At 66.0% G+C, this 12,717-nt stretch carries 13 protein-coding genes; 12 read left to right on the top strand and 1 reads right to left on the bottom strand.

Features of this window, described 5'->3' with window-relative positions; all coding sequences use genetic code 11:
• Positions 1 to 4 precede the first annotated feature (4 nt).
• From LQD00_RS16775 to LQD00_RS16815, 9 genes are all read left to right on the top strand, one after another.
• Positions 5 to 607: a hypothetical protein gene (locus tag LQD00_RS16775; RefSeq protein WP_143932473.1), complete on the top strand. Its 603-nt coding sequence runs from the start codon at positions 5 to 7 to the stop codon at positions 605 to 607.
• An 81-nt stretch (positions 608 to 688) separates the two neighbouring features.
• Positions 689 to 1,351 (top strand): class I SAM-dependent methyltransferase, encoded by a 663-nt coding sequence (locus LQD00_RS16780; protein ID WP_232718278.1) that lies wholly within the window; start codon positions 689 to 691, stop codon positions 1,349 to 1,351.
• A gap of 8 nt (positions 1,352 to 1,359) precedes the next feature.
• Entirely contained in the window at positions 1,360 to 2,160 is an 801-nt protein-coding gene (locus LQD00_RS16785) for a hypothetical protein (RefSeq protein ID WP_232718279.1), read from the top strand.
• Between the two features lie 411 nt (positions 2,161 to 2,571).
• Complete coding sequence (rpsL, locus tag LQD00_RS16790) at positions 2,572 to 2,943, top strand: 30S ribosomal protein S12 (protein WP_004020596.1); 372 nt, start codon at positions 2,572 to 2,574, stop codon at positions 2,941 to 2,943.
• Positions 2,944 to 2,949: 6 nt separating this feature from the next.
• Complete coding sequence (gene rpsG / locus LQD00_RS16795) at positions 2,950 to 3,420, top strand: 30S ribosomal protein S7 (RefSeq protein ID WP_006434721.1); 471 nt, start codon at positions 2,950 to 2,952, stop codon at positions 3,418 to 3,420.
• Positions 3,421 to 3,508: 88 nt separating this feature from the next.
• On the top strand, positions 3,509 to 5,614 hold the full coding sequence (gene fusA, locus LQD00_RS16800; protein WP_232718280.1) for an elongation factor G: 2,106 nt from the start codon (positions 3,509 to 3,511) through the stop codon (positions 5,612 to 5,614).
• A gap of 113 nt (positions 5,615 to 5,727) precedes the next feature.
• Positions 5,728 to 6,918 carry an elongation factor Tu gene (gene tuf, locus LQD00_RS16805; RefSeq protein WP_232718281.1) on the top strand — a complete coding sequence of 397 codons (1,191 nt, stop codon included), beginning with the start codon at positions 5,728 to 5,730 and terminating at the stop codon, positions 6,916 to 6,918.
• Positions 6,919 to 7,109: 191 nt separating this feature from the next.
• Positions 7,110 to 7,760 (top strand): SHOCT domain-containing protein, encoded by a 651-nt coding sequence (locus LQD00_RS16810; RefSeq protein ID WP_232718282.1) that lies wholly within the window; start codon positions 7,110 to 7,112, stop codon positions 7,758 to 7,760.
• A gap of 59 nt (positions 7,761 to 7,819) precedes the next feature.
• Complete coding sequence (locus tag LQD00_RS16815) at positions 7,820 to 8,566, top strand: alpha/beta fold hydrolase (RefSeq protein WP_232718283.1); 747 nt, start codon at positions 7,820 to 7,822, stop codon at positions 8,564 to 8,566.
• On the opposite strand, the gene LQD00_RS16820 is transcribed toward LQD00_RS16815, so the two are convergent.
• The gene (locus tag LQD00_RS16820) at positions 8,563 to 9,501 is read right to left on the bottom strand and encodes an oxygenase MpaB family protein (protein WP_232718284.1); all 939 of its coding nucleotides are present in this window, start codon (positions 9,499 to 9,501) and stop codon (positions 8,563 to 8,565) included. The two genes, LQD00_RS16815 and LQD00_RS16820, sit on opposite strands and share 4 nt — an antisense overlap.
• A 100-nt stretch (positions 9,502 to 9,601) precedes the next feature.
• On the opposite strand from LQD00_RS16820, the gene LQD00_RS16825 reads away from it, so the two are divergent.
• From LQD00_RS16825 to LQD00_RS16835, 3 genes are all read left to right on the top strand, one after another.
• Positions 9,602 to 10,576 carry an o-succinylbenzoate synthase gene (locus tag LQD00_RS16825; protein WP_232718285.1) on the top strand — a complete coding sequence of 325 codons (975 nt, stop codon included), beginning with the start codon at positions 9,602 to 9,604 and terminating at the stop codon, positions 10,574 to 10,576.
• 90 nt (positions 10,577 to 10,666) lie between these two features.
• Complete coding sequence (locus LQD00_RS16830) at positions 10,667 to 12,004, top strand: cytochrome P450 (RefSeq protein WP_232718286.1); 1,338 nt, start codon at positions 10,667 to 10,669, stop codon at positions 12,002 to 12,004.
• Between the two features lie 5 nt (positions 12,005 to 12,009).
• On the top strand, positions 12,010 to 12,657 hold the full coding sequence (locus tag LQD00_RS16835; RefSeq protein ID WP_232718287.1) for a TetR/AcrR family transcriptional regulator: 648 nt from the start codon (positions 12,010 to 12,012) through the stop codon (positions 12,655 to 12,657).
• The last annotated feature ends 60 nt before the right edge of the window (positions 12,658 to 12,717 follow it).

Consider the following 12,717-nt stretch of genomic DNA (forward strand, 5'->3'; position numbering starts at 1 on the left):
ACACATGAAGCACCTCAGGGCAGGGATCATGGCGCTGGCCATGATGGGTGCAGTACTCATAGCCGTCCCCGTGGCGACGGCACATGCAGCACCGGCGACGGTGGGGCTCCCGACGGCGTCCGCGGCGATCGCCGGCGACCACAAGAGCGTGATCGTCGACGTGCGCGGCGGAAGCCTCGCAGTCACCCCGGCGGGTGTGCTCCAGATCCTCGACGGGCGCGGTCGCACAGTCACATCGATGCCGCTGTCGGGGCAGATCGACGGGTTCACTGTTCCGTTGCGTGCCGCGGTCAGCGCTGACCGATCGCAGGCCACTCTGACCCCGACCGTCAGCCCGGACCATCGTGCGCTCCTCGATGGCGTGGCCAGAAAGGACGTCGCCAAGCGGATCACCAAAGCGCAGCGCTACGACATCATGTGGGCGGAACTGAACAAGGGCTGGCGGGGGAACACGCCCTTGTACACGCTGATCGGTGGCCTCATCGGCTTCATCGTCTTCGGTTGGATCGGTGCGGGCGTGGGCGCGTTCATCGGCGCCTACATCGGCTACGGCGAGTCGAACCCGAAGGCGTGGCCGTCGGTCGTCGCCTGGTTCAACACCCCGTAGTCGCTCGGATCTCCACGATCCGCCCCCTGTCCGGTTCTCCGGACCGGGGGCGGTGTCGTATCCGGGTCCTATCGTGGGCGCATGCGAGCCGACCCCATCGATCGCCCGGGAGATCTCGACGCGGTCCGACAGTCCTACGACCGGATCGCCGACAACTACGTCCGCATGGTGGTGGAGACGGGGATCGGTGACGTCCGGACTCGCCCGTGGCTGAAGGCGTCGGTCGATGCATTCGTCGACACCGTGCGGGACCTCGGCCCGGTGCTCGACGTCGGGTGCGGGCCCGGAACAGTGACCGCATATCTCGCCGAGGCCGGGCTCGACGTGACCGGTGTGGATCTCTCGCCGCGCATGGTCGAGAACGCGAGGCGGTTGTACCCGTCCTGTCGGTTCGAGGTCGGCTCCGCGACCGAGCTCGATCTCGCCGACGCGTCGCTGGGCGGGATCGTGGCCTGGTGGTCGTTGTTCAACCTCCCTCGCGACGTCCTCCCACAGGTGCTCGGGTCGTTCGCTCGTGCGCTGAGGCCAGGCGGCCACCTCATCACCGGGACGCACGTCGGTGACGAGGACGTGCGACGCACCGAGGCCTACGGCGGCCCGGTGGAGTGGACGACCCATCAGTGGTCGCCGGAGATGTACGTGGGCCTGATCGAACTGGCCGGTCTGTGCCCGGTCGCCGAACTCCGACTGCCCGCCGACGAGCACGTCGGCCCGGGGCTGGTCGTCATGGCGGCCAAGGACTGAGGACACTCGTGCCGAACCGACTCCTGATCGCAGCGGCCCGAGGCTATGGGTGGTTCCTCGGCGTCGTGGTGTCGGTCGCTCGGCGCGCCGGCCCGCGGTGGTCCGCGGGTCCGGCGTCGACAGCCGGGGTACTGGTGGCCGCGCACGTCGCGATCGTCACGGTCTGGTTGGGGCCCCTCGGTCTCGCGGCCGCCGGGGTGGTCGGCGCGGGTGCCGGGCTCGTCGCCCGCGTCGGGATTCGGCACCGCCCCCTGTCGGACGACGAACGACGAACCGTCGAACAGGTCTTCGGGCCCGCCGGATGGCTTGACGACGTGATCCTCACCGATCTCGCCGGACGCGGGGGACGCGCGTTCACCGTGCCCGCGGTCGACGGACGCATCCTCTGCAATCTCGGCGCGACGTTCGACGCGCCCCTGGGTCCCGGTCCAGGGGTCTATCCGGTGCCCGGCCAGCTGCTGGTCCACGAACTCGTCCACGCCCGGCAGATCGTCGGAGCCCGTTCTCCGGCATCGTTCCTGGCCGAGGCGCTCGCGGTCCAGGCGCGGCACGAACTCGGTGAGGACGTCTACGGCATCCGAGGGTCGGGTGATGCTCGCCACGCCGGGGCCGGCCACAACCTCGAACGCCAGGCGACGATCGTCGACCGGTGGTTCGGCGGCCAGACTTCGCCGACCGGACGGCCGATGGATCCGGACAGTCCGTTCGCGGCATCGATCGCGCAGGTCCGGGCCCATGACGGGGCACCGGCGGGTACCGGCCGGGCTGCGGTTCGCCGAAGTCTCGACGCGCCGGGTTCCGGGGTGTAAGAGTGGACAAGGTAATGCCATGTCTCAGCGTCGCCGGACCCCAGCGCACACGACCTGTTCCTCCGCAGGTCGCGCGGAGGATCCGTTTTTTGACCTGTGCAAACCCGATCGGTAGAGTGGATCGTCGGTGCCCGGCCCATGCTGGGCCAGTCCGCATGCCCGGCCAACGGCTCTCGAGTCGGCCCTGAGATCGAGTGAACTCGGGGCACGGGCGGCCCGTGGGCTGACAAGCGAATCCGCTGTCGAGTGTATGACACGCCCGACCCCGGGGTAGCGAAAATGTACTGACCAGCGTGAATGCGCTGGTGGGGCGAGTTGTGGAAGCGCGCCGGAAGTCGGTTGAGAAACCGAGTTCACCGTGTTTGCCCGGAGCACCAACCACAACAGACAACAAAGAGGAATGAACACCTAGTGCCAACCATCAATCAGCTGGTCCGCAAGGGCCGTCATGACAAGGCTGCGAAGACCAAGACCGCGGCCCTCAAGGGCAGCCCGCAGCGTCGTGGCGTGTGCACCCGCGTGTACACCACCACCCCCAAGAAGCCGAACTCCGCGCTGCGTAAGGTCGCCCGCGTGCGTCTGACCAGCTCGGTCGAGGTCACCGCCTACATCCCCGGCGAAGGCCACAACCTGCAGGAGCACTCGATGGTGCTCGTCCGCGGCGGTCGTGTGAAGGACCTCCCGGGTGTGCGCTACAAGATCATCCGCGGCTCGCTCGACACCCAGGGTGTCAAGGACCGCAAGCAGGCACGTAGCCGCTACGGCGCGAAGAAGGGGAACTGATAAGTCATGCCACGTAAAGGACCCGCACCCAAGCGCCCCCTGATCAACGACCCGGTCTACGGTTCGCCGCTGGTCACCCAGCTGGTCAACAAGATCCTGCTGGACGGCAAGAAGTCGACCGCCGAGCGCATCGTCTACGGCGCGCTCGAGCAGGCCCGCGAGAAGACCGGCACCGATCCGGTCGTCACCCTCAAGCGTGCGCTCGACAACGTCAAGCCCACCCTCGAGGTGAAGAGCCGCCGCGTCGGTGGCGCCACCTACCAGGTGCCGATCGAGGTCAAGCCGGGCCGCGCCAACACCCTGGCGCTCCGCTGGCTCGTCACTTTCAGCCGTCAGCGTCGCGAGAAGACGATGGTCGAGCGTCTGGCCAACGAGCTGCTCGACGCCTCCAACGGCCTGGGTGCTTCGGTGAAGCGCCGCGAGGACACCCACAAGATGGCCGAGGCCAACCGGGCGTTCGCGCACTACCGCTGGTGATCACTGCCGGCCGCGGCGGCCTACGGGTCGCCGCGGCCGGACCCACCTCAGACCCAACAGCTCTCTAGCGAAATTGCGAGGCGATTAAGTGGCACAGGAAGTGCTCAGCGACCTGAACAAGGTTCGCAACATCGGCATCATGGCCCACATCGATGCCGGCAAGACCACCACGACCGAGCGAATCCTCTTCTACACCGGTGTGAACTACAAGATCGGTGAAACCCACGACGGTGCCTCGACCACCGACTGGATGGAGCAGGAGAAGGAGCGTGGTATCACCATCACCTCCGCGGCCGTGACCTGTTTCTGGAACAAGAACCAGATCAACATCATCGACACCCCCGGACACGTCGACTTCACCGTCGAGGTGGAGCGCAGCCTCCGCGTCCTCGACGGCGCAGTTGCTGTCTTCGACGGCAAGGAAGGCGTCGAGCCGCAGTCCGAGCAGGTGTGGCGTCAGGCCGAGAAGTACGAAGTTCCCCGTATCTGCTTCGTCAACAAGATGGACAAGCTGGGCGCGGACTTCTACTTCACCGTTCAGACCATCAAGGACCGCCTCGGCGCCAAGCCGCTGGTCCTGCAGCTCCCGATCGGTGCCGAGGACAACTTCGACGGCGTCGTCGACCTCATCGAGCAGAAGGCCATCACCTGGCGCGGCGTCGTGCCGACCGGTGCCGAGCCGACCATCGAGGAGATCCCGGCCGACCTCGTCGAGAAGGCCGCGGAATACCGCGAGCAGCTCCTCGAGACCGTCGCCGAGTCCGACGAAGCCCTCATGGAGAAGTACTTCGGCGGCGAAGAGCTCACCGTCGAGGAGATCAAGGCTGCGATCCGCAAGCTGACCGTCTCCCGCGAGCTCTACCCGGTGCTGTGCGGCTCCGCGTTCAAGAACAAGGGTGTCCAGCCGATGCTGGACGCGGTCATCGACTACCTGCCGTCCCCGCTGGACGTGCCGTCGGTCGAGGGTCACGCCGTGGGCGACGAGGAGGAGATCCTCTCGCGCAAGCCGTCCGCCGACGAGCCGTTCTCGGCTCTCGCGTTCAAGATCGCTGCTCACCCCTTCTTCGGCAAGCTCACCTTCGTGCGCGTGTACTCGGGCCGGATCAACGCCGGCACCCAGGTGCTCAACGCCACCAAGGGCAAGAAGGAGCGCATCGGCAAGCTCTTCCAGATGCATGCCAACAAGGAAAACCCGGTCGAGGACGCCACCGCGGGCCACATCTACGCGATGATCGGCCTCAAGGACACCACCACCGGCGACACCCTGTGTGACGCGAGCGCTCCCATCGTGCTCGAGTCGATGAGCTTCCCGGACCCGGTCATCAACGTCTCGATCGAGCCGAAGACCAAGTCCGACCAGGAGAAGCTCGGCACCGCGATCCAGAAGCTCGCCGAAGAGGACCCGACCTTCTCGGTCCAGCTCGACGAGGAGACCGGCCAGACCGTCATCGGCGGCATGGGCGAGCTCCACCTCGACATCCTGGTCGACCGCATGAAGCGCGAGTTCAAGGTCGAGGCCAACGTCGGCAAGCCGCAGGTGGCGTACCGCGAGACCATCCGCAAGACGGTCGAGAAGCACGAGTACACCCACAAGAAGCAGACCGGTGGTTCGGGCCAGTTCGCGAAGGTCATCATCAAGCTCGAGCCCCTCGTGGACGCCGAGGACGGTGCAACCTACGAGTTCGACAACGCCGTCACCGGTGGTCGAGTCCCGCGCGAGTACATCCCGTCGGTGGATGCCGGTGCCCAGGACGCCATGCAGTACGGTGTCCTCGCCGGTTACCCGCTGGTCAACCTGAAGGTCACCCTGCTCGACGGTCAGTACCACGACGTCGACTCGTCGGAAATGGCCTTCAAGATCGCCGGCTCGCAGGCCCTCAAGGAAGCCGCGAGGATGGCCAGCCCCGTCATCCTGGAGCCGATCATGGCCGTCGAGGTCACGACTCCCGAGGATTACATGGGCGACGTCATCGGCGACCTGAACTCCCGCCGTGGCCAGATCCAGGCCATGGAGGAGCGCAGTGGTGCTCGTGTCGTGAAGGCACAGGTTCCGCTGTCGGAGATGTTCGGCTACATCGGAGACCTTCGGTCGAAGACCCAGGGCCGTGCAAACTACTCCATGGTGTTCGACTCCTACGCGGAAGTTCCCGCGAACGTGTCGAAGGAAATCATCGCGAAGGCCACCGGAGAGTAATTCCCCGGTCGCCCTGGCGACACGCGCTGGCCGACAAGCGGGCGCAACAACGTAAATGAAAACCCCTGCTGGGATCCGCCCAGTAGAGAACGACAGTCCAGGAGGACAATCAAGTGGCGAAGGCGAAGTTCGAGCGGACCAAGCCGCACGTGAACATCGGCACCATCGGTCACGTCGACCACGGCAAGACCACCCTGACCGCGGCGATCACCAAGGTGCTGCACGACAAGTACCCGGAGCTGAACAAGAGCTTCGCGTTCGACCAGATCGACAAGGCTCCTGAGGAGAAGGCGCGCGGTATCACGATCAACATCTCGCATGTTGAGTACGAGACCGAGAAGCGTCACTACGCTCACGTCGACGCCCCGGGTCACGCCGACTACATCAAGAACATGATCACCGGTGCGGCTCAGATGGACGGCGCGATCCTCGTGGTTGCCGCCACCGACGGTCCGATGCCGCAGACCCGCGAGCACGTGCTGCTGGCCCGCCAGGTCGGTGTGCCCTACATCCTCGTCGCCCTGAACAAGGCCGACATGGTCGATGACGACGAGATCATCGAGCTCGTCGAGATGGAGGTCCGCGAACTGCTGGCCGCCCAGGACTTCGACGAGGAAGCTCCGGTCGTCAAGGTCTCGGCTCTCAAGGCTCTCGAGGGTGACCCCGAGTGGGCCAAGTCGGTCGAGGAGCTCATGGCTGCCGTCGACGAGTCGATCCCGGATCCGGTTCGCGAGACCGAGAAGCCGTTCCTCATGCCCGTCGAGGACGTCTTCACCATCACCGGCCGCGGCACCGTGGTCACCGGTCGTGTGGAGCGCGGCGAGGTCAACGTGAACGAGGAAGTCGAGATCGTCGGCATCCGCGAGAAGAGCACCAAGACCACCGTCACCGGTATCGAGATGTTCCACAAGCTCCTCGATTCCGCACAGGCAGGCGACAACGCCGGTCTGCTGCTCCGCGGCCTCAAGCGTGAGGACGTCGAGCGCGGTCAGGTCATCGTGAAGCCGGGCACCACGACCCCGCACACCGAGTTCGAGGGCCAGGCATACATCCTGTCCAAGGACGAGGGCGGCCGTCACACCCCGTTCTTCAACAACTACCGTCCGCAGTTCTACTTCCGTACCACGGACGTGACCGGCGTCGTCACCCTCCCCGAGGGCACCGAGATGGTCATGCCGGGCGACAACACCGAGATGAGCGTCAAGCTCATCCAGCCGGTCGCCATGGACGAGGGCCTGCGCTTCGCCATCCGCGAGGGTGGCCGCACCGTTGGTGCGGGTCGAGTCACCAAGATCAACAAGTGATTCTTGCTCTGACGCACTGACTCACTGAGTCGAAAGGCGCCCGGTCGCGAAAGCGGCCGGGCGCCTTTGTCGTTGCGGCACCGCCGAACCTCGTTTCGACGACGCGACCTCGATCGATGTCGCGTCGTCGAGAGCAGCGCCCGGCAGCCTATTGACCTGCTCAGCGGGCTGCTGGCGACTACAGTGCCCGCATGACGATGTTCGGCGAATCGGGGGCTGGGCCCCAGGCCTCGGCGCCTCTCCTGCGTGCGGTGGGCAGCTTCATGTTCGTCATGCTGTGCGGGATAGTCGGGCCGATCTTTCTCGTCTGCTACTTCCTCTTCGACCTCCCGGGCACCGAATGGATGCTGTGGACCGGCATCGGGATCACTCTGCTCGATGTCCTGTTCGGTATCGTCGTCGCCACGGTGACGTACACCGGCGGAGTCCGTTCCGAGCAGCTCCGTGCCACCGGCGTCCGGGGTGTCGCCGAGGTGACGTCGGTCGAGCAGACCGGCGTCGAGATCAACAACCAGCCGCTCATGTCATTGGGACTGCGGATCTCCGCACCGGGTCTGGTGCCCTTCGAGGTGAACACCCGAAAGGTGGTCCCGATCTTCCGGCAGCCGGCGTTGTATCAGCGCAGGCTGGTCGTGCTGGTCGACCCCGTCAACCAGAGTTTCGAGATCGACTGGGACGCAACGCAATCGATGGTCGGTCCGATTCCGTCGCCCGGGATGGCATCGAGTGGGTCCCGTACGGTCGCCGACCGACTGTCGTCTCTGGACGACCTGCATCAAAGCGGTGCGCTCACCGATGACGAGTACCGACGTGCCCGTGAACGGATAGTCGATCAACTCTGAACCGGGCATATCCCGAGTGTGACGCGGTCCGCCCGGGAGCCTTTCGTAGGCTCGTCTCCATGCGTGTGCTCAGTCGACGTGCCGAACCCGACCTGGCGGTCCGGGTGGCCGGTGAACCCGACCGTGGCGTGCCGGTGGTGCTCGTCCACGGGATGGCGTCGGATCATTCGACCTGGCGGCCGCTCGCCGCGTCGTTGCGCCGGCAGGGTCGCGGTGTGGTCAGCGTCGACCTGCGCGGTCACGGCCGCAGCGGCCGGCCGGAGGGCCCGTATCGGCTCGACGACTTCCGCGACGACCTCGTCTACGTGCTCGACAACCTCGGTATCCACGTGGCCGACGTTGTCGGTCATTCACTCGGTGCCCACACCGCGCTGCGTCTGGCGATGTACGAACCGTCCCGCGTGCGTCGGATGGTCCTCGAGGAGGTCCCGCCGATGCCGCGGGACGAGGCCGATCTGTCCGAGGGCATCGCCATGAAGGCGACGCTCGGTGAGCAGATCCGCGGTTTCGTCGCGCTCGCACGCAACCCGTGGCCGGTCATCCGATTCGACGGCCGGATGGGCGACGAGATCGTCGCCGAGTTCGACGTCTGCGCCCCGGAGTGGTGGTCGGAGCTGCCGCGGGTCACTGCCTCGACGATGGTCATCTCGGGTGGTGAGCGCAGCTTCCTGCCGCCCCACCATCTACGGACCGTCAGCGAGGCCCTGCCCGACTCACGCTTCGTCACCCTCGACGCCGGGCACAGTGTGCACCGCGACCGCCGTGCGGAGTTCATCCGGCACGTCGAGGAGTTCCTGGGGCGTTAGGCCGCGGGCTTGTTGTGCAACGGTCGGGGATCGATGCCGACCTTCTGCCAGGCCTCGTAGGCCCAGGGGACGTAGAGGTACTTGAGCGGGAGCCGGTTGACCAGCGGGTTGATCGCGCGCATGAATGCGGCGAAGCGCTGGAAGTTCTTCTCCTTCTTGTCGTTCCACTCCAGGTCGCAGACATCGCGCATCTGTTGGGGGAGCGTCCCCACGATGACCGTGCGGATGAACGCGTTGAGCGGAGCCGACAGGACCTTCCAGACCGGGGCCGGGATCTTCTTCGGCCGTGGCAGCCCCTGGCGGATGTAGCCGGTCGCGTAGACGATCGTCTTGTGGGGGACGAAGCGGTTGAGCATGTCCTCCCAGTAGGCGACGAACTCCTCGTACGTCTGGGGCTGACCGCGGTCGCTCACGCCGTAGAGCTGATACCAGACCTTGCTCTCCTCGAAGATCTGGACCTTCTCGGCGTAGCTGAGGCGGCGGATGAACGTGTCGGTGATATAGAGGACCTGGTCGACGAAGGTCGCGTGGGCCCAGTAGAAGAGCTCCGGGTTCAGCGCGTGATAGCGCGAGCCGTCGCTGATGGTGCCCTTGATGTCGCGATGGAAGTCGCGCACCGTGCGGCCCCACTTCTCGGGTTCGGTGCTGTACACGGTCTTCATCACCGGCGGCCCGGTGCGCTTCGCGCGGCCGAGGAAGTCGCTGAAGATCACCGAGTGGTCGAGGACGGCCTGCCCGAGCTGCTCGATGCAGTTCTCGGTGCCGGCCAGGCGCTGGAAGCCGAGGATGCCCCGCGAGTCGCCGTAGAACTTCCACACGAGTGAGTCGGCTCCGAGCCGCGGCCGCACGATCTCGCCGGCGGTGTCCGGGGTGTCGTCGACGATCATCGGTTCCGCCTCGCGGATACCGGCATCGAATCCCTGGTTGACTGACATGAGAGCGAGGGTAGCGGACTTGGAACAAACTGAAAAGGTTGTTCCATCGAATTCACATAACCCTCGTTCAAAGTTGACGCGAGTGACGCAGGAGGAAGCGATGACAGGCGAGTGGGAGATCCCGGACGTGGAGGACCTGCTCGCGGCGGCCGTGGTGGTCCGCCTTCCGATGAGGACCAGGTTTCGCGGGCTGACCTCCCGCGAGACGATGGTCTTCGCCGGCCCGGCCGGTTGGGGCGAGTTCGGTCCGTTCGTCGAATACGACGACGCGGAGGCGTCCGCCTGGCTACGCGCAGGCATCGAGGCCGCCTACCTCGGTCCGCCGCCCGCGGCCCGGGACACCGTGCCGGTCAACGCGACGGTGCCCGCGATCCCGGCCGACGAGGTGGCGGACCTGTTGAAGCGGTATCCCGGCGCGGGGACCGCGAAGGTGAAGGTCGCCGAACCGGGGCAGACCCTCGACGACGACGTCGCGCGGGTCGCGGCGACGCGTGAGGTGATCGGGCGGGTGCGGGTCGACGCCAACGGCGGCTGGTCGGTGGGCGAGGCGATCTCCGCCCTGCGCGCGATCGGCGACGTCGAGTACGCCGAACAGCCCTGCCGCACGGTCGAAGAACTGGCGCAGGTGCGGCGTGCGGTCGACGTTCCGATCGCTGCCGATGAATCCATCCGCAAGGCCGACGACCCTTTGCGCGTGGTGGCGGCGGATGCGGCCGATGTCGCGGTCGTCAAGGTTGCGCCCCTCGGGGGGATGCGAGCCACGCTCGAACTGGCCGACACCCTCGGCCTCCAGGTCGTGGTCTCGAGCGCCCTCGATTCTGCGGTCGGTATCGCGGCGGGGGTCGCCGCGGCCGCGGCACTGCCTCGACTCGACCTCGCGTGCGGACTCGGCACCGGCTCGCTCTTCACTGCCGACGTCGCACCGTCGTTCCTGATGCGCGACGGCGTCGTCGAACCGCGGTGGATCGGGCCCGGTACCGAAGTCGACGCCGCTGCCCATGCCGCCCCGGAGGACCGGAAGCAGTGGTGGGTGAATCGGCTGCGTCGATGTCATCGCCTGCTCGCCGAGGGATGAGTTAGGAACGCTTTTCCCAAATCGTCTCAATATGGTCTAGTATGCGATGTGGATCACATTGCGTAGGACTCCGTTCGGAAGGAGACGGTCATGGCATCGGTACTGGCAACCCCGCCGGCGGGTAGCGACCTCCAGGCCATTCCGTGCTCCGACCGCAACAGCTTCCTCGAGATCATGTCGATGCGGCGTGACCCGTTCGCCTTCGCCGACCGTCGCCGGGCGCAGTACGGCAGCGTCTCCGGACTGAACGCCTTCGGTGTGCAGATGGTCATGACCGGTAATCCGCGCGCCGCCCAGGAGCTCCTGATGAACAAGGACCGGGCCTTCGCCAACGGTCCGGCGTGGAGCTACTTCATCGGCCCCTTCTTCAACCGCGGCGTCATGCTGCTCGACTTCGACGAGCACCGTCATCACCGGCAGATACTGCAGCAGGCGTTCAGCACCACGGCGCTCAAGGGCTACATGCAGGAGATGCAGCCGATGATCGCCGAGCGCGTCGCGGAGTTCCCGGTCGGTTCGGTGAAGCTGTTCGAGCAGTTCAAGGCGCTCACGCTCGACCTTGCGCTCGAGGTCTTCCTGGGGCTGAACCTGCCCAGGGACGAGGCGGACCGGATCAACAAGGCGTTCATCGACACCGTCCGCGCAGGCGTTGCCTACGTGCGCAAACCCGTACCCGGTGGACGCTGGTGGAAGGGTCTACGTTCTCGCAAGGTCCTCGAGGAGTTCTTCTACGCCAACATCGCGGCCAAGCGTGCACGGGAGACACCGGATCTCTTCTCGGTCCTGTGTCACGCGGAAAGCGATGAGGGGCACAGCTTCTCCGACGAGGACGTGGTCAACCACATGATCTTCGTGCTCATGGCCGCGCACGACACCTCGACCATCACGATGACCCAGATGGCCTACAACATGGCCAAGCATCCCGAATGGCAGGACCGCGCCCGCGCCGAGTCTCTCGAACTCGGACCGGAACTCGGCTACGACGCTCTCGCCGGCATGACCGCCCTGGACCTGGTGATGAAGGAGTCGCTCCGACTGTGCCCGCCGGTCCCGGCGCAGCCCCGCATGGCGGTCAAGGACACCTCGATCGAGGGCTTCTATGTGCCCGAGGGGACCATCGTCACCACGTCATCTCTGTCCAGCCACCGGGATCCGGAGTTCTTCACCAACCCTGACATGTTCGACCCGGAGAGGTTCGGTCCCGAACGCGCCGAGGACAAGTCCCACCGGTTCGCCTGGATGCCATTTGGTGGTGGCGTTCACAAATGTATCGGCCTGTATTTTGGCCAGATGGAGATCAAGACGATCATGCATCACCTGCTCCGCGGGTACGAGTGGTCGGTACCGGCCGACTACGTGCTGCCCATGGACTACAGCGCGCTGCCCGTGCCCAAGGACAAGCTCCCCGTGACCCTCCGGCGTCGGTGAGTCACGTGTCGGACAATCTCGTGAAGGACACCGTGAACAGCGCTGCAAAGGGAAAGGGCGCTCGCTCGTCCAACCGCAAGGTGCGCAACACCGCCAGCCCGGCCGACCAGGAGGCGGCGATCCTCGCCGCCGCGGGTTCGGAGTTCGCCGAGGTCGGGGTGCGGCGCGCCAACATCGACGAGGTCGCGGCCCGTGCAGGCGTCAGCCGCAGCACTCTCTACCGACGCTTCCCCAACAAGGAGGCCCTCCTCTACGCCGTCGCCAACGACGCCTATGAGCGCGGCATGAAGAAGCTCGAGGAATCGGTCAAGGGCATGGGCCCCAAGGACGCCCTGGTCGAGGCCTTCGCGGTGGGCGCCGAGCTGGTCAAGTCCGATCCGTTGTTGAGTCGGATCGTCCTCACCGACTCCGAGATCAAGAGCGTCACCGCGAAGATGACGTCGCTGTTCATCGACATGGTCACCGACCGGGTTGCCGCCACGCTGCGCGACGAGGGTGCGCAGATGCCGGTGGAGGACCTGCTCGAGGCCGTCGAAATTCATGTGCGCCTGGTGATCTCGCTCCTGGAGACCCCGCCGTCGGACCCGGCCCGTACCGATCCGCAGCAGGCCCGTGTATTCGCCACGAAATTCCTCGCCCCGATGATCTGGTGATCGGCACCTGACTCTCGACGGCCGTGGCGCCGTCGCTCGCTTTCGATTCAACGACAACCA

This window comes from Gordonia metallireducens, assembly GCF_021245825.1.
GTDB lineage: Bacteria > Actinomycetota > Actinomycetes > Mycobacteriales > Mycobacteriaceae > Gordonia > Gordonia namibiensis.